Annotated in this window: 13 protein-coding genes; 10 read left to right on the forward strand and 3 right to left on the reverse strand. The window is 73.1% G+C overall.

Going from position 1 to position 15,703, the window contains the following annotated elements; genetic code table 11:
• Window positions 1-88 precede the first annotated feature (88 nt).
• The 3 genes from ACIQVZ_RS17390 (at window position 89) to ACIQVZ_RS17400 (ending at window position 2,463) form a co-directional block, all read left to right on the forward strand.
• Window positions 89-691 (forward strand): cell division protein SepF, encoded by a 603-nt coding sequence (locus ACIQVZ_RS17390; RefSeq protein ID WP_031071810.1) that lies wholly within the window; start codon window positions 89-91, stop codon window positions 689-691.
• Window positions 692-790: 99 nt separating this feature from the next.
• Window positions 791-1,072 carry a YggT family protein gene (locus tag ACIQVZ_RS17395; protein WP_350884349.1) on the forward strand — a complete coding sequence of 94 codons (282 nt, stop codon included), beginning with the start codon at window positions 791-793 and terminating at the stop codon, window positions 1,070-1,072.
• Window positions 1,073-1,131: 59 nt separating this feature from the next.
• A complete protein-coding gene (locus tag ACIQVZ_RS17400) occupies window positions 1,132-2,463 on the forward strand; it encodes a DivIVA domain-containing protein (RefSeq protein ID WP_402450789.1) in 1,332 nt (443 codons plus the stop codon).
• Window positions 2,464-2,631: 168 nt separating this feature from the next.
• Here the strand turns inward: ACIQVZ_RS17400 and ileS are convergent, their stop codons facing one another.
• Window positions 2,632-5,760 carry an isoleucine--tRNA ligase gene (ileS, locus tag ACIQVZ_RS17405; protein WP_402450792.1) on the reverse strand — a complete coding sequence of 1,043 codons (3,129 nt, stop codon included), beginning with the start codon at window positions 5,758-5,760 and terminating at the stop codon, window positions 2,632-2,634.
• A gap of 641 nt (window positions 5,761-6,401) precedes the next feature.
• On the opposite strand from ileS, the gene ACIQVZ_RS17410 reads away from it, so the two are divergent.
• The 7 genes from ACIQVZ_RS17410 to ACIQVZ_RS17440 all read left to right on the forward strand — a co-directional run bounded on the left by ACIQVZ_RS17410 (window position 6,402) and on the right by ACIQVZ_RS17440 (window position 13,732).
• Window positions 6,402-6,869, forward strand: coding sequence for a TraR/DksA family transcriptional regulator (locus tag ACIQVZ_RS17410; RefSeq protein ID WP_244293330.1), 468 nt, complete (start codon window positions 6,402-6,404; stop codon window positions 6,867-6,869).
• Between the two features lie 239 nt (window positions 6,870-7,108).
• Entirely contained in the window at window positions 7,109-7,687 is a 579-nt protein-coding gene (gene lspA / locus ACIQVZ_RS17415; RefSeq protein WP_350884342.1) for a signal peptidase II, read from the forward strand.
• 60 nt (window positions 7,688-7,747) lie between these two features.
• Window positions 7,748-8,686, forward strand: a complete 939-nt coding sequence (locus tag ACIQVZ_RS17420) for an RluA family pseudouridine synthase (protein ID WP_350884340.1) — start codon at window positions 7,748-7,750, stop codon at window positions 8,684-8,686.
• Between the two features lies 1 nt (window position 8,687).
• Window positions 8,688-9,149, forward strand: coding sequence for a GNAT family N-acetyltransferase (locus ACIQVZ_RS17425; protein ID WP_402450794.1), 462 nt, complete (start codon window positions 8,688-8,690; stop codon window positions 9,147-9,149).
• A gap of 156 nt (window positions 9,150-9,305) precedes the next feature.
• On the forward strand, window positions 9,306-12,110 hold the full coding sequence (locus tag ACIQVZ_RS17430) for an alpha/beta fold hydrolase (RefSeq protein ID WP_402450797.1): 2,805 nt from the start codon (window positions 9,306-9,308) through the stop codon (window positions 12,108-12,110).
• 56 nt (window positions 12,111-12,166) lie between these two features.
• Entirely contained in the window at window positions 12,167-13,024 is an 858-nt protein-coding gene (locus tag ACIQVZ_RS17435) for an ABC transporter permease (RefSeq protein WP_402450800.1), read from the forward strand.
• A 78-nt stretch (window positions 13,025-13,102) separates the two neighbouring features.
• Window positions 13,103-13,732, forward strand: coding sequence for a dienelactone hydrolase family protein (locus ACIQVZ_RS17440; RefSeq protein ID WP_402450803.1), 630 nt, complete (start codon window positions 13,103-13,105; stop codon window positions 13,730-13,732).
• 32 nt (window positions 13,733-13,764) lie between these two features.
• Here ACIQVZ_RS17440 and ACIQVZ_RS17445 read toward each other — a convergent pair whose 3' ends face one another.
• A complete protein-coding gene (locus ACIQVZ_RS17445; RefSeq protein WP_402450805.1) occupies window positions 13,765-14,466 on the reverse strand; it encodes a response regulator in 702 nt (233 codons plus the stop codon).
• Window positions 14,463-15,698, reverse strand: coding sequence for a sensor histidine kinase (locus tag ACIQVZ_RS17450; RefSeq protein ID WP_402450806.1), 1,236 nt, complete (start codon window positions 15,696-15,698; stop codon window positions 14,463-14,465). Before ACIQVZ_RS17450 ends, ACIQVZ_RS17445 begins: the two co-directional genes overlap by 4 nt.
• Window positions 15,699-15,703: the final 5 nt, after the last annotated feature.

Genomic DNA, 15,703 nt, shown 5'->3' on the forward strand with positions numbered 1-15,703 from the left:
GCAGAGCGAGCGACCATCGGAAGGTGCGCGTTTCGCGAAGCCGCCACCGAGCGCCAGCGAGGTGGCTATGAGCGGAGGAGACAGGAGCATGGCCGGCGCAATGCGCAAGATGGCGGTCTACCTCGGCCTCGTGGAGGACGAGACGTACGACGGTCAGGGGTACGACCCTGACGACGACTACGACGCGGACCCCGAGCCGATTCGAACGGGACAGCGGACCGAGGACATCCCCCGGCCGGCCGCCGCGCCCGCCCCGGTCTCCTCGATCACTCCGCAGCCGGTCCCGGCCGCGGTGCCGATCCGGCAGGAGACCCCGAGGATGGCCCCAGTGTCGTCCATCACACCCGAACGCCGCCACAACCTGGAGAAGAGCGCCCCGGTGATCATGCCCAAGGTAGTGAACGAACGAGAGCCCTACCGCATCACCACGCTGCACCCGCGGACCTACAACGAGGCCCGTACCATCGGGGAACAGTTCCGTGGCGGGACCCCCGTGATCATGAATCTGACCGAGATGGACGACACCGACGCGAAGCGACTCGTAGACTTCGCCGCTGGACTCGTCTTCGGTCTGCACGGCAGTATCGAGCGCGTGACACAGAAGGTGTTCCTGCTGTCGCCTGCTAACGTCGATGTCACGGCGGAGGACAAGGCACGGATCGCCGAGGGTGGGTTCTTCAACCAGAGCTGACCCGGCCACGACTTTACGTGTGGATCTGATCAACAGTGGATTAGCGACAGGTGACGAGCGGCGGGCCCAAGGGCCCGGGACCGGGGAGAGGGAAACGCGATGGACATCGTGTGGGCGGTGATCTACTACGCCCTGACCGTCTTCCTGGTGTTCCTGCTCGTGCGACTGGTCATGGACTGGGTCTTCCAGTTCGCGCGTTCGTGGCGGCCCGGCAAGGTCATGGTCCTGGTCCTGGAGGCCACGTACACTGTCACGGATCCGCCGCTCAAGCTTCTTCGGCGGTTCATTCCGCCGTTGCGTTTCGGGGGCGTGGCGCTCGACCTGTCCTTCTTCGTACTGATGATCATTGTGTATGTCCTGATCTCGCTTGTGCGGCCCTAGTCGTAGGTGAGCGATGCGACAGGATGCCGGTGTGCCGACGATCACGTTGAGGTGAAGAGATGCCATTGACCCCCGAGGACGTTCGGAACAAGCAGTTCACGACCGTCCGCCTGCGCGAAGGCTATGACGAGGACGAGGTCGATGCCTTCCTCGACGAGGTCGAAGGAGAGCTGACCCGCCTGCTTCGCGAGAACGAGGACCTGCGCGCCAAGCTGGCCGCCGCGACTCGCGCCGCCGCGCAGAACCAGGCGAACATGCGGAAGGAGCCGCCGCAGGACGCCCGTTCCGGCGCTCCCGTTCCGGCCGCCATATCCGGCCCGCCGGTTCCCGGCCAGCAGGGCCCCGGTCCGCAGCAGCAGATGGGCCCCGGCGGCCCGCAGCAGCAGCAGATGGGCGGCCCGCAGCAGCAGATGGGCAACCAGCCGCTCGGCCTGCCCTCCGGCGCCCCGCAGCTCCCCGCCGGCCCCCAGCAGATGGGCGGCCCGCAGCAGCAGATGAACCAGACCATGGGCGGCCAGCAGCAGCTGGTCCAGCCGATGGGCGGTCAGATGCTCCAGCCCATGGGCGGCCCCGGTGGCCCGCAGCAGATGGGCAACCCGATGGGCCAGGGCATGGGCCAGCAGCAGCAGATGCAGCCGATGGGCGGCCCCATGGGCGGCCCGCAGCAGCAGCAGATGGGCGGCCCGCTCGGCGCCCCGATGCAGCAGCAGGGCCCCGGTGGCGACAGTGCCGCCCGCGTCCTGGCGCTCGCTCAGCAGACCGCCGACCAGGCGATCTCGGAGGCCCGTTCCGAGGCCAACAAGATCGTCGGCGAGGCCCGCAGCCGCGCCGAGGGCCTGGAGCGCGACGCCCGTGCCAAGGCCGACGCCCTGGAGCGGGACGCGCAGGAGAAGCACCGCGTCGCGATGGGCTCGCTGGAGTCCGCGCGCGCCACGCTGGAGCGCAAGGTCGAGGACCTGCGGGCGTTCGAGCGCGAGTACCGGACGCGCCTGAAGTCGTACCTGGAGACCCAGCTGCGCCAGCTGGAGTCGCAGGCCGACGACTCGCTCGCCCCGCCGCGGATCCCCGCCACCGCGTCGCTGCCGCCGGCGGCCTCGTCGATGGCTCCGGCCGGTGCCGGTGCGATGAGCGGTGCCCCGGCCTTCGGTGGCAACCAGCCGGCCTTCGGTGGCAACGCACCGTCGTTCGGCGGGCAGAGCTCCTTCGGCGGCAACCCGCCGGCGCCGAGCTTCGGCGGCCAGGCGTCCGGTGGCAACACCGGCGCGCCGCAGATGCAGCCGGCCGGGATGACGCAGCCGATGGCGGCCGTCCGCCCGCAGCCTCCGCAGCCGATGCAGCAGGCGCCGGCGCCGATGCGGGGCTTCCTGATCGACGAGGACGGCGACAACTGAGGTTGTAGCACGGCCTTTTGAGAGCGCCCCCTGTTCGACCCGCGGGTCGAACAGGGGGCGCTCTGCTGTGGTGCGGGCGCGCGCGGGGTGGTGACGTCGCTTCAGGGGCGCGCGGCTACGGCGAAGCCGCCGTCGCCCCGGGCGGGGTGACGGCGGCTTCGGAGTCGGTCAGGCCTTGCGGAGCTGGAAGGCGAGGCCGAGGGCTTCGTCGGCGAAGGTCTCGGAGTCCCAGTCGGCCGTGCCGGCGGCGAAGTCGGTGGCCAGGACCTCCTCGGCGACGAGGGGGCCGTGCTCGGCGATGGCCTCGGCGGTCTCCTCGGTGGTGGCCCGCCAGCGCAGGACGATCCGGTCGGCGACGTCGAGGCCGGAGTTCTTGCGGGCCTCCTGGATCTGGCGGATGGCGTCGCGGGCGACGCCGAGCCGCTTGAGCTCCGGGGTGATGGCCAGGTCGAGGGCGACGGTGGCGCCGGACTCGTTGGCGACGGCCCAGCCCTCGCGCGGGGTCTCGGTGATGATCACCTCGTCCGGGGAGAGGGTGACCGGCTCGCCGTTCAGCTCGACCGAGGTCTCGCCGTCGGCGCGCAGTTCGGCGGCCAGGCGGGCGGCGTCGGTGGCGGCGACCGCCTTGGCGACGTCCTGCACGCCCTTGCCGAACCGCTTGCCCAGGGCGCGGAAGTTGGCCTTGGCGCTGGTGTCGACGAGCGAGCCGCCGACCTCGGCGAGCGACTCCAGGGTGGAGACGTTGAGCTCCTCGGCGATCTGCGCGCGCAGGTCGGCGGGCAGCTCGTCCCAGCCCTGGGCGGCGATCAGCGCGCGGGACAGCGGCTGACGGGTCTTCACGCCGGACTCGGCGCGGGTGGCCCGGCCGAGCTCCACCAGGCGGCGGACCAGCGCCATGTGCCGGGAGAGGTCGGTGTCGATCAGCGACTCGTCCGCCTGCGGCCAGGTGGCCAGGTGGACCGAGGCCGGGGCGTCCGCGGCGACCGGGACGACCAGGTCCTGCCAGACCTGCTCGGTGATGAACGGGGTCATCGGGGCCATCAGGCGGGTGACCGTCTCCAGCGCCTCGTGCAGGGTGGCGAGCGCGGCCGCGTCGCCCTGCCAGAAGCGGCGGCGGCCGCGGCGGACGTACCAGTTGGACAGGTCGTCGACGAAGCCGGACAGCAGCTTGCCGGCGCGCTGGGTGTCGTACGCCTCGAAGGCGGCGTCGACCTCGCGGACCAGGGTGTTCAGCTCGGAGAGCACCCAGCGGTCCAGCTGCGGGCGGTCGGCCGGGGCCGGATCGGCCGCCGAGGGGGACCAGTCGGCGGTGCGGGCGTACAGGGCCTGGAAGGCGACGGTGTTCCAGTAGGTGAGGAGGGTCTTGCGGACGACCTCCTGGATGGTGCCGTGGCCGACCCGGCGGGCCGACCAGGGGGAGCCGCCGGCGGCCATGAACCAGCGGACGGCGTCGGCGCCGTGCTGGTCCATCAGCGGGATCGGCTGCAGGATGTTGCCCAGGTGCTTGGACATCTTGCGGCCGTCCTCGGCCAGGATGTGGCCCAGGCAGACGACGTTCTCGTAGCTGTTCTTGTCGAACACCAGGGTGCCGACCGCCATCAGCGTGTAGAACCAGCCACGGGTCTGGTCGATCGCCTCGGAGATGAACTGCGCCGGGTAGCGCTTCTCGAACAGCTCCTTGTTCTGGTACGGGTAGCCGTACTGGGCGAAGGGCATCGAGCCCGAGTCGTACCAGGCGTCGATGACCTCGGGGACCCTGGTCGAGGCGCCGCCGCACTCGCGGCAGGCGAAGGTCACGTCGTCGATGTACGGGCGGTGCGGGTCGAGCTCGCTCTGGTCGGTGCCGGTGAGCTCGGAGAGCTCGGCCAGCGAGCCGACGCAGGTGAGGTGGCCCTCCTCGCAGCGCCAGATCGGCAGCGGGGTGCCCCAGTAGCGGTTACGGCTGAGCGCCCAGTCGACGTTGTTGTTCAGCCAGTCGCCGAAGCGGCCGTGCTTCACGTTCTCCGGGTACCAGTTGGTGGCCTCGTTCTCCCGGATCAGGGCGTCCTTGACCGCGGTGGTGCGGATGTACCAGGACGGCTGCGCGTAGTAGAGCAGCGCGGTGTGGCAGCGCCAGCAGTGCGGGTAGCTGTGCTCGTACGGGAGGTGGCGGAAGAGCAGGCCGCGCTCCTGGAGGTCCGCGACCAGGGCCTCGTCGGCCTTCTTGAAGAACTGGCCGCCGACCAGCGGGACCGCGGGGGCGAAGGTGCCGTCGGCGAGCACCGGGTTGACCACCGGCAGGCCGTACCTGCGGCAGGTCGCGAGGTCGTCCGCGCCGAAGGCGGGCGACTGGTGGACGATGCCGGTGCCGTCCTCGGTGGTGACGTAGTCGGCGTTGAGGACGTAGTGCGCGTTCTCGATCTCGACCAGGTCGAACGGGCGGCGGTAGGCCCAGCGCTCCATCTCGGCGCCGGTGAAGGACTCGCCGGTGGCCTCCCAGCCCTCGCCGAGGGCCTTGGCGAGCAGCGGCTCGGCGACGACCAGCTTCTCCTCGCCGTCGGTGGCCACCACGTAGGTGACCTCCGGGTGGACGGCGGCGGCGGTGTTGGAGACCAGGGTCCACGGGGTGGTGGTCCAGACCAGCAGCGCGGCCTGGCCGGCCAGCGGGCCGCTGGTCAGCGGGAAGCGGACGAAGACCGAGGGGTCGACGACGGTCTCGTAGCCCTGGGCCAGCTCGTGGTCGGACAGGCCGGTGCCGCAGCGCGGGCACCAGGGGGCGACCCGGTGGTCCTGGGCCAGCAGGCCCTTGTCGAAGATCTGCTTGAGCGACCACCAGACGGACTGGACGTACGACGGGTCCATCGTCCGGTAGGCCTCGTCGAGGTCGACCCAGTACCCCATGCGGGTGGTCAGCTCGGTGAAGGCGTCGGTGTGGCGGGTCACCGACTCGCGGCACTTGGCGTTGAACTCGGCGATGCCGTACGCCTCGATGTCCTGCTTGCCGGAGAAGCCCAGCTCCTTCTCGACGGCGAGCTCGACCGGGAGGCCGTGGCAGTCCCAGCCGGCCTTGCGGGCGACGTGGTAGCCCTTCATCGTCCGGAAGCGGGGGAAGACGTCCTTGAAGACGCGGGCCTCGATGTGGTGGGCGCCGGGCATGCCGTTGGCGGTCGGCGGGCCCTCGTAGAAGACCCACTCGGGGCGGCCCTCGGACTGCTCCAGGCTGCGCTGGAAGATCTTGTTGTCCTGCCAGAACGACAGGATCCGGTGTTCGAGGGCGGGCAGGTCCACCTGTGCGGGGACGGAGTTGTAGGTGCTCATCGCGGGCGTCATACCTCCGGCGGATGTGAACGGGATCCGACGGAGGGACGAGACGGCGAGCCGCCCCGCGGTACCACCCTCCTTGGCCGCGGTGCTGCTGCGGCCCTCTTGTTTGGGCTTGCTGCCGGGTCTAGTGGGCCGGCCCGCGCGGTGGCGGGCGGCCGTTCTTCCGGCGGCTCCGGGGTGATCTTCCCGCCGTGCACACCCCCGGGCTCGCACCGTCCCCGGGTCGCTGGTGGCTGCGTACGTCGGTACTCGTCCCATCTGCGCCTTGCAGGGCCAGTGTATCGGCCGGGCGAGTCGGTTTGTCCAAATCGTTTTTCCCCGCGGTGGACGGCCGGGGCGCTCCGGGGCCGGCGGCGGCGGCGGTTAGGCGGGGGTGATCTGGGCACAAGTCTGGTCAGCGCGCGGGGCGTGGCGGCTGGGGCGGCTGCCTGGGTGGGATCATCATGGGGCGTCGGAATGTCATGTTGTGACCGGTTTTGATCGGGATTATCGTTCCGGCACTGGAGGCCGCCGGGAACCGGCGGCTCGATTCGTTCGTAGATGGGGTCGAAGCCATGGCTGAGAAGGCAACCGGCGCGGGTACCGCCACCAAGCGGGCACGCAAGGCCGTGGCGGCCGATCCAGGGGAGGGGACCGTGACCACTACCGCACGGCAGAAGAGCAGCACCGACACCGTCACCGTGCCGCGCGGCGCCGAGTCGGTGGACCCGGCCACGCTGCCGGTCCGGCCCGGCGAGGACCCGTGGACCACCGACGAGGTCCACGAGCTGCACACCGAGCTGATCAGCGAGCTGGAGCGGCTGCAGAACGAGATCGACGCCGCCGAGGCGGCCATCTCCGGCCTGATGCGTGACTCCAACGACGGAGCCGGTGACGACCAGGTGGACGCCGGTACGAAGAACATCTCGCGGGAGAGCGAGCTCGCGCTCGCCAACAACGCCCGGGACAGCCTCGCCCAGACCGAGCGGGCCCTGACCAGGCTGGAGGGCGTCGGCTTCGGCACCTGCGAGTCCTGCGGGCAGGCCATCGGGAAGGCCCGGATGCAGGCCTTCCCCCGGGCCACGCTCTGCGTGCAGTGCAAGGCCAAGCAGGAACGCCGCTGACGCGGCCGACCGGGGCGGCGCAGGGGGTCGGGCTTGCCGTACGCTCGACCCCGTAACGTCGCCTGAATCCTGGGACACGTCCGGTTCGGAGGTGTCCGGTACGGCGACCACGGGCCCACCCTCCCCCACCTCCAACCGGGGGAGCTCCACCGGCAGCGGAGCGGATCATCAGTACGCAAGGTTCCCCCCAGACGCGGGACGACGCCGTCCCGACCCCCGCCGAAGCCGTGGAGGTGGCCGTGGCCGAGTCCACCGAGCCCGCGGAGCCTGCCGAGCCCGCCGAGGCGACCGCCCCGGCCGCGGCGGAGGCGCCGAAGGGCCGTCGGCGGATCGGCGTGCTGATGGTCGTCGCGCTGCTCGCCTTCCTGATCGACCTCGGCAGCAAGCTGCTGGTCGTGGCCCGGCTGGAGAACCACGCGGCGATCAAGGTGATCGGGGACGTCGTCACCTTCCAGGTCATCCGCAACTCCGGCGCCGCCTTCGGCATGGGGCAGGCGCTGACCGTCGTCTTCACGATGATCGCCTCGGCCGTCATCGTGGTGATCTGGCGGATCGCCCGCCGGCTGTACAGCCTGCCCTGGGCGATCGCGCTCGGGCTGCTGCTCGGCGGTGCCCTGGGCAACCTCACCGACCGGCTGTTCCGCTCGCCGGGCGTCTTCCGCGGGCACGTCGTCGACTTCATCTCCGTCCAGCACTTCGCGGTCTTCAACCTCGCCGACTCGGCGATCGTCTGCGGCGGAATCCTCGTCGTGCTGCTCTCCTTCCGGGGCAGCAACCCGGACGGCACCGTCCACCAGCAGGGCGGCAAGACCGAGTAGCAGGGGCCCCGGGCGGTCGGGCGGGCGGCGGAGGGCCGCGGTTCCGGCATACTCGTACGGGTGAGTACCGCAGCGCAGATCCGCAGCCTCCCCGTACCCGACGGCCTGGAGGGCGAGCGCCTCGACGCCGCCCTCGCCCGGATGTTCGGCTTCTCCCGGACGAAGGCCGCCGAGTTGGCCGCCGACGGCAAGGTGACGCTCGACGGCGCCGTGGCCGGAAAGTCGGACCGGGTGACCGCCGGTTCCTGGCTGGAGGTCGAGATCCCGGCCCCCGCCGCCCCCGTGCGGATCGTCGCCGAGCCGGTCGAGGGCATGCGGATCATCCACGACGACGAGGACATCGTGCTCGTCGACAAGCCGGTCGGCGTCGCCGCCCACCCCAGCCCCGGCTGGACCGGCACCACCGTCATCGGCGGGCTCGCCGCGGCCGGCTACCGGATCTCCACCTCCGGCGCCGCCGAGCGCCAGGGCGTCGTGCACCGGCTGGACGTCGGCACCTCCGGGCTGATGGTCGTCGCCAAGTCCGAGCGCGCGTACACCGACCTCAAGCGTCAGTTCCACGACCGGATCACCGAGAAGCGCTACCACGCCCTCGTGCAGGGGCACCCGGACCCGCTGAGCGGCACCGTGGACGCGCCGATCGGGCGGCACCCCAGCTCGGACTGGAAGTGGGCCGTGACCAAGGACGGCAAGCCGTCCGTCACCCACTACGACCTGATCGAGGCCTACCGCTCGGCCTCGCTGCTCGACATCAAGCTGGAGACCGGGCGCACCCACCAGATCCGGGTCCACATGTCCGCGCTGCGCCACCCCTGCGTGGGCGACCTGACCTACGGCGCCGACCCGACGCTGGCCAAGCGGCTCGGGCTGACCCGGCAGTGGCTGCACGCCGTGTCGCTCGGCTTCGAGCACCCGGCGGACGGGCAGTGGGTCGAGTTCTCCAGCGAGTACTCGCCCGACCTGCGCAAGGCGCTCGACATCATCTCGTCGGAGAGCTGAGATGACGGCGGCCGTCCGGACCGCGGCGGGCGCCGCGGACCTGGCGCTGGTGCGGGACGTGCGGCGCGAGGTGTTCATCGTCGAGCAGAACGTGCCGGAGGAGCTGGAGTACGACGAGTACGACGCGACCTCGGTGCACCTGCTGGCCGTGGCGGCGGACGGGACCGCGCTCGGGACCGGACGGCTGATCTTCGGAGAGCAGGCGCTGAAACTCACCGGCGGTGTCGGCGGCCGGGTGCTGCTCGGACGCCTCGCGGTGGTGTCGGCGGCCCGGGGGACCGGGCTCGGGGCCCGGCTGGTGCGGGCGATCGAGGCGGCCGGGCTCGACCGCGGGGCCGTCGAGGTGGAACTGCACGCGCAGGTGGGGGCGCTGGGGTTCTACGAGCGGCTGGGGTACACGGCCGAGGGCCCGGTGTACGAGGACGCGGGGATACCGCATCGGACGATGACGCGGGTGCTGTAGGGCACCTCCGGTGGATCCCCGTACCCCTGGTGGGGTGCGGGGATCTTCGTCCTCCCGTGCCGTACCAGGGCGCAACGGGGTGAACGGGGCGGAAGCGGGGGCTTCGGCGGTGGCCTTATCGGACGCCTACCCGGGGGGCGGATACGATCAGCCCCCATGGAGTTCGGTGGGGCGTGGCGCCGGTGGCGCAGCCGGGGTACGACGGTGCGGCGCAGGGTGGTGGCCGGTGCGGCGGCCCTGGTGGTGGTGGCCGGGGTCGGCACGGCGACGGTGGCGTCCGGCGGTGAGCCGGCGGTCCATCAGGAGGACCGTTTCCTCGCCATGCCGGAGACCCCCGGCAGTGACCAGCAGGTCCAGGTGGACACCTCCTTCTTCACCACCGGCAGCACCCCGCGCCCGGCGGTCCTGCTCGCGCACGGCTTCGGCGGGTCCAAGGACGGCGAACGCGAACGCGCCCAGCAGCTGGCCCGGCAGGGCTACGCGGTGCTGACCTGGTCGGCGCGCGGCTTCGGGCACTCGGGCGGGAAGATCGGCCTCAACGCGCCCGACCGGGAGGTCGAGGACGTCAAGCACCTGGTGGACTGGCTGGCCCAGCGGCCCGAGGTGCAGCTCGACGGGCCCGGCGACCCCCGGGTCGGCATCACCGGCGCCTCGTACGGCGGCGCCGTCTCGCTGCTGGCCTCCGCGTACGACCACCGGATCGACGCGGTGGCCACCCAGATCACCTGGTGGAACCTGGCCGACGCGCTGTTCCCGCAGGGCGTGCAGGGTTCGGGCGCCGTCGACGGCGTGTTCAAGAAGCTCTGGGCCGGGATCTTCTTCACCACCGGCGCGGCCGGCGACCTCGGGCCCTCCGGCGGCGCGCCGCGCGGCGGCGGGGCCGGGCAGGGCGGGCCGGGGCAGGGCGGCGACGCCGCGGACGGGCCGGTCGGCTGCGGGCGGTTCCTGGAGTCGCTCTGCCAGATGTACGACCGGGTCGCCACCGCCGGGCACGCCGACCCGGAGGCCGTCGCGCTGCTGGACCGCTCCAGCCCGTCCTCGGTGGCCGCGCAGCTCAAGGCGCCCACCCTGGTCGTGCAGGGCCAGCAGGACTCGCTGTTCCCGCTCGACCAGGGCGACCGGATCGCCCGGGCCGTCGCGGCCAACGGCGCGCCCGTCTCGGTGGACTGGTTCGCCGGCGGGCACGACGGCGGCACCGACACCAGCGCCCGGGTCGACGACCGGGTGACCGCCTGGTTCGACCACTACCTGAAGGGGCAGGGCGACGACACCGGCCCCGCGTTCCGCGTCACCCGCACCGGGGGCGTCGACTCCACCGGCTTCCAGGCCGTGCTGCGCGGCGCCTCCGCCGACCGCTACCCGGGCCTGGGCGGCACCGGCTCCCACGGCGTCGAACTGGCCGGCGGCGAACAGACCATCGCCAACCCGCCCGGCGGCGCCCCGCCCGGCATCTCGACGCTGCCCGGGATCGGCGCGCTCAGCCAGGCGGCCTCGCTGGGCGCCGGGCTGTCGCTCGACTTCCCCGGCCAGCACGCCGCCTTCGACTCCGCGCCGCTGGACCGGCCGCTGCACCTGACCGGGCAGCCCACCGTGCCCGTCCAGGTGCACGCCGACCGGCCGGACGCGGTGCTCTTCGCCAAGCTGTACGACGTGGGCCCGGACGGCAAGTCCGTGCTCCCGCAGCAGCTCGCCGTCCCGCTGCGGGTCACCGGCGCCGACGCGGGCCGCACCGTCACGGTCGCGCTGCCCGCCGTCGACCACACCTTCGCCGCCGGGCACCGGATGCGGCTCGTCCTGGCCGCCACCGACCTCGCGTACGCCTCGCCCGTCGAGCCCGCCACCTACCGGGTCGCGCCGGCCGGGGCGCTCACCGTGCCGACCGACGACGAACTCGTCACCGAGGCCGCGCCGCTGCCCGCGCGCACCTGGCTGCTGCCGCTGGCGGCCGTCGTGGTGGCGCTCGGCCTGGTGCTGTCGCCCCGGCTGCTGCGCCGCCGTCGGCGGGGGGCGGGCGACGGGCCGGCGTACGACCCGGCGCTGGCCGGGGTGCCGCTGCAGATCACCGGCCTGAGCAAGCGCTACAAGGGCGTCCAGGACCGTTACGCCGTGCGGGAGTTGGGCTTCCGGGTGGAGCAGGGGCAGGTGCTCGGCCTGCTCGGGCCCAACGGCGCCGGCAAGACCACCACGCTGCGGATGCTGATGGGCCTGATCCGGCCCGACGCGGGCGAGATCCGGATCTTCGGCCACCTGGTGCGCCCCGGCGCACCGGTGCTCTCCCGGGTCGGCGCCTTCGTCGAGGGCGCGGGCTTCCTGCCGCACCTCACCGGCCGGGCCAACCTGCGGCTGTACTGGCAGGCCACCGGCCGGCCGGAGGAGGACGCCCGCTTCGACGAGGCGTTGGCCATCGCCGGTCTCGGCGAGGCGCTCGACCGCGCGGTGCGGACCTACTCGCAGGGCATGCGGCAGCGGCTCGCCATCGCCCAGGCCATGCTCGGGATGCCGGACCTGCTGATCCTCGACGAGCCGACCAACGGGCTCGATCCGCCGCAGATCCGCGAGATGCGCGAGGTGATGATCCGGTACGCCGCCGCCGGCCGGACCGTCATCGTCTCCAGCCACCTGCTCGCCGAGGTCGAGCAGAGCTGCACGGACCTGGTGGTGATGGACCGCGGGCGGCTGATCACCACCGGCGCCGTCGGCGAGATCGTCGGTGCGGGCGAGCTGCTGTTCCTCGGCGTGCCCGCCGGGTACGAGCCCGGGTCGGTCGTCGAGAAGGTGGGCGCGCTGGCCGGGGTCGGCTCGGCGGAGGCCGTCGAGGGCGGGCTGCTGGTGCGCCTGGACGGGCTGGCGGCGCACGAACTGCTGGCCGAACTGGTGCGCCTCGGCGTGCCGGTGGAGAGCGCCGGGCCGCAGCGGCGGCTGGAGGACGCGTTCCTGTCGTTGATCGGAGGTGCGGCGTGAGCGGCGGCGTGAGTAGCGGGGCGAGCAGTGACGTGAGCGGTGATGTGAGCGGTGTCGTGAGCGGCGTCGTGTCGGCGGACCACGCCGAGGGGTACCGGGCGGGCCGGACACTGCCGCTGCGGGTGGAGGCGATGCGGCAACTGCGGCGACGCCGCACCCTGGTGATCGGCGCGGTGCTGGCCGCCCTGCCGTTCGTGATGCTGGCCGCGTTCCAGATCGGCGGCACCCCGAGCCGCCCCGACCGGACCACCTTCATCGACCTGGCCACCGCGTCCGGGCCCAACTTCGCCGCCACCATGCTGTTCGTGGGCACCGGCTTCCTGCTGGTCATCCCGGTGGCGCTGTTCTGCGGCGACACGGTCGCCTCCGAGGCGAGCTGGTCCTCGCTGCGCTACCTGCTGGCCGCGCCGGTGCCCCGGGCCCGGCTGCTGGCCCGCAAGTTCGCGGTCGGGCTGGCGTTCTCGGCGGTGGCGGTGGCGATGCTGCCGCTGATCGGGCTGCTCGTCGGCACCGCCGCGTACGGCTGGGGGGACCTCAAGCTGCCCACCGGGGCCAGCCTTTCGGCCGGGGAGGCGCTGCCCCGGCTGGCCGTCGCGGCGGCCTACGTGTTCCTCGCCGAGATCGTGATCGCCGCGCTGGCGTTCTGGCTCTCCACGGCGACGGACGCGCCGCTGGGCGCCGTCGGCGGGGCGGTGTTCGCGTCGATCATCACCGGGGTGCTGGACGCCGTCACGGCGCTGGGGGGCCTGCGGGAGTGGCTGCCCGCGCACTGGCAGTACGCCTGGGCGGACGCCCTGCAGCCGCAGTTGGAGTGGGGCGGCATGGTGCAGGGGGTCTCGTTGTCGCTGTCGTACGCGGCGGTGCTGCTCGCGCTGGCGTTCCGGGGGTTCGCGCGCAAGGACGTGGTGTCGTAGGGCCGTCGTGCTGTGGGCCCGCCGCGTGGGTGCGGCGGGCCCGGGGCGGGCGGGCCGGGGAGGTCGGGTCGCCGGATCATGCGGGATCATGGGGGAGTACCCGCTCTCAGCTGCCGAAGGACCCCGACCGTGGCCCAGATCGTCCTCTTCCACTCCGCCCTCGGGCTGCGCCCCGCCGTCCACGCCGCCGCCGACCGGCTGCGCGCCGCCGGGCACACCGTGCACACCCCGGACCTGTACGACGGGCGGACCTTCGACGACATCGAGGCCGGACTGGCGTACCAGGAGGAGGTCGGCGGCAGCGAGGAACTACTGCGCCGGGCCGTCACCGCCGCCGCCCCGCTGTCGGACGGCGGCCTGGTCTACGCGGGCTTCTCGCTCGGCGGCTCGCTCGCGCAGAACCTCGCCCTCGCCGACGAGAAGGCCCGCGGCCTGCTGCTCCTGCACGGCACCTCCGACCTGCGCGAGGACGCGGACACCGAGATCCCGGTGCAGCTGCACGTCGCCGAGCCGGACCCGTTCGAGACCGAGGACTGGCTGAACGCCTGGTACCTGGGGATGCGGCGGGCCGGGGCCGACGTCGAGGTGCACCGCTACCGGGGCGCCGGGCACCTGTTCACCGACACCGAGCTGGCCGACTACGACGCCGAGGCGGCGGAGCGGGCCTGGGCCATCGCGCTGGACTTCCTCGGCGAGCTGGATTCCTGACCGGGAGGTGAGGGGGTCGTCGGGGCGGCCGGTCAGCCGGCGAGCCCCGGCACCACCAGGCCGGACTCGTACGCGATCACCACGGCGTGGGTCCGGTTCTGCGCGCCGAGCTTGGTCAGCACGTTCCCGACGTGCGTCTTCACCGTCTCCAGGCTCACCCTGAGCGACTCCGCGATCTCCGGGTTGGACTGGCCGGTGGCCATCGACCGCAGTACCTCCTCCTCCCGCACCGTCAACGCCGCCCGGGGCAGCGCCTCGGCGGAGTCCAGCGGGCGGGCGGAGACCATCCGGCGCAGCGCCGCCGGGAAGAGGATCGCCTCCCCGGCCGCCGCCACCCGCACCGCCTCCGCGATCTGCCGCACCGGAAGCCGCTTCAGCACGAACCCGCTCGCCCCCGCGCTGAGGGCGGCGGTGACGTAGCCGTCGTTCTCGAAGGTGGTGATGACCACGACCTTCGGCGGCGCGGCCGACTCGGCCAGCAGCTGCCGGGTGGCCTCGATCCCGTTGCGGCGCGGCATCCGTACGTCCATCAGGACCACGTCCGGCCGCAGCCGCTGTGCCTGCTCGACCGCGTCGACGCCGTCGGACGCCTCCCCGACCACCGTGATCCCCGGCTGCACCGCGAGCAGGGTGCGCAGGCCGCTGCGGGTCACCTCGTCGTCGTCCGCGATCAGGAGGGTGACGGGGGTGCCGGCGGCGTCGGGCGCGGCGGTGGTGGGGTTTGGGCCGGTCATGCCGACAACCGTACGGGCAGCTGCACGGCCAGCCGCCAGGCCTGGGGCCCGTCCGGTCCGGCCTCGATCTCGCCGTGCAGCAGCCGGACCCGCTCGGCCAGGCCCGGCAGGCCGTGGCCGGACGTCGGGAAGGCGCCCTGGCGCGGGCCCGTCCCGGTCCGGTTGACCACGCTGAGCTCCAGGGTGTCCGGCCCGGCCGCCACCCGGACCTCGATCGGGCCGCCGGCTCCGTGCCGCAGCGCGTTCGTCAGCCCCTCCTGGAGGATCCGGTACGCCGCCCGGGAGAGCGTCCCCTGCACCTGGGCCAGCTCGCCGGACAGCTCAGGCTCCACCGCCGCGCCGGCGTGCCGCAACCGGTCCAGCAGCTCGGGCAGGTCGGCCAGGGTCCGGGCCGGGGCCGCTCCCGACTCCTCCTCGCGCAGCGCGCCCAGCACGTAGTCCAGGTCCTCCAGGGCGGCCCGGGTCGACTCCTCGATGCTGCGCATGGCGGCCCGCGCCGCCACCGGGTCGGCGGAGAGCACCTCGCCCGCCACCGCCGCCTGGATCGTGGCCGCCGTCAGGGTGTGCCCGATCGAGTCGTGCAACTCGTGGGCCAGCCGGTTGCGTTCGGCCAGCCGGCGCTCCCGCTCCGCCGCCAGCGCCAGCCGCTCGGCCGCCGACGGCCCCAGCAGCTTCGGGGCCAGCCCGCGCAGCGCGCTCGCCACCGCCGCGCACACCGCCGGCGCCAGCAGCAGGCAGGCCGCCGCCACCACCCAGCTCCAGACGCCCGTCACCTGCACCGGCCGGCCGTACCAGTTCAGCCAGGCATCACCGGAGACCCAGTTGCCCGGCAGGGCCACGGCCACGCCGAGCAGCATGAGGCTCACCAGGCCGCCCACCCAGCCCAGTGCCACGTGCAGCAGCAGCCACAGCGGGGTGCGCCAGCGGTCGGTGCCGGGGAGGTCCGCCGCCCGGGCGGCGGACACCGGATCCGGCAGCGGCACCCTCAGCAGCCGGCGGGCGCCGCCGATCAGCACCCGCCGGGTGGTGCGGGCCAGCCCGACCACGGCGAGCAGCGCCGCCCAGACCAGCAGGGTGAGCACCGCCCGCGCGAGGTAGGGGCCGGACGGCCAGGCCATCGCCGGCAGCATCGCGAACGGCAGCAGCGCCAGGCTCGCCAGCGCGCCGAGGAAGGCGAACAGCACACCCGAGTACGTGGAGCCGCGCAGCAGCGGCCGGATTCCCCTGATCATGATCA

The organism is Kitasatospora sp. NPDC098663, from assembly GCF_044760075.1.
Classification (GTDB): Bacteria; Actinomycetota; Actinomycetes; order Streptomycetales; family Streptomycetaceae; genus Kitasatospora.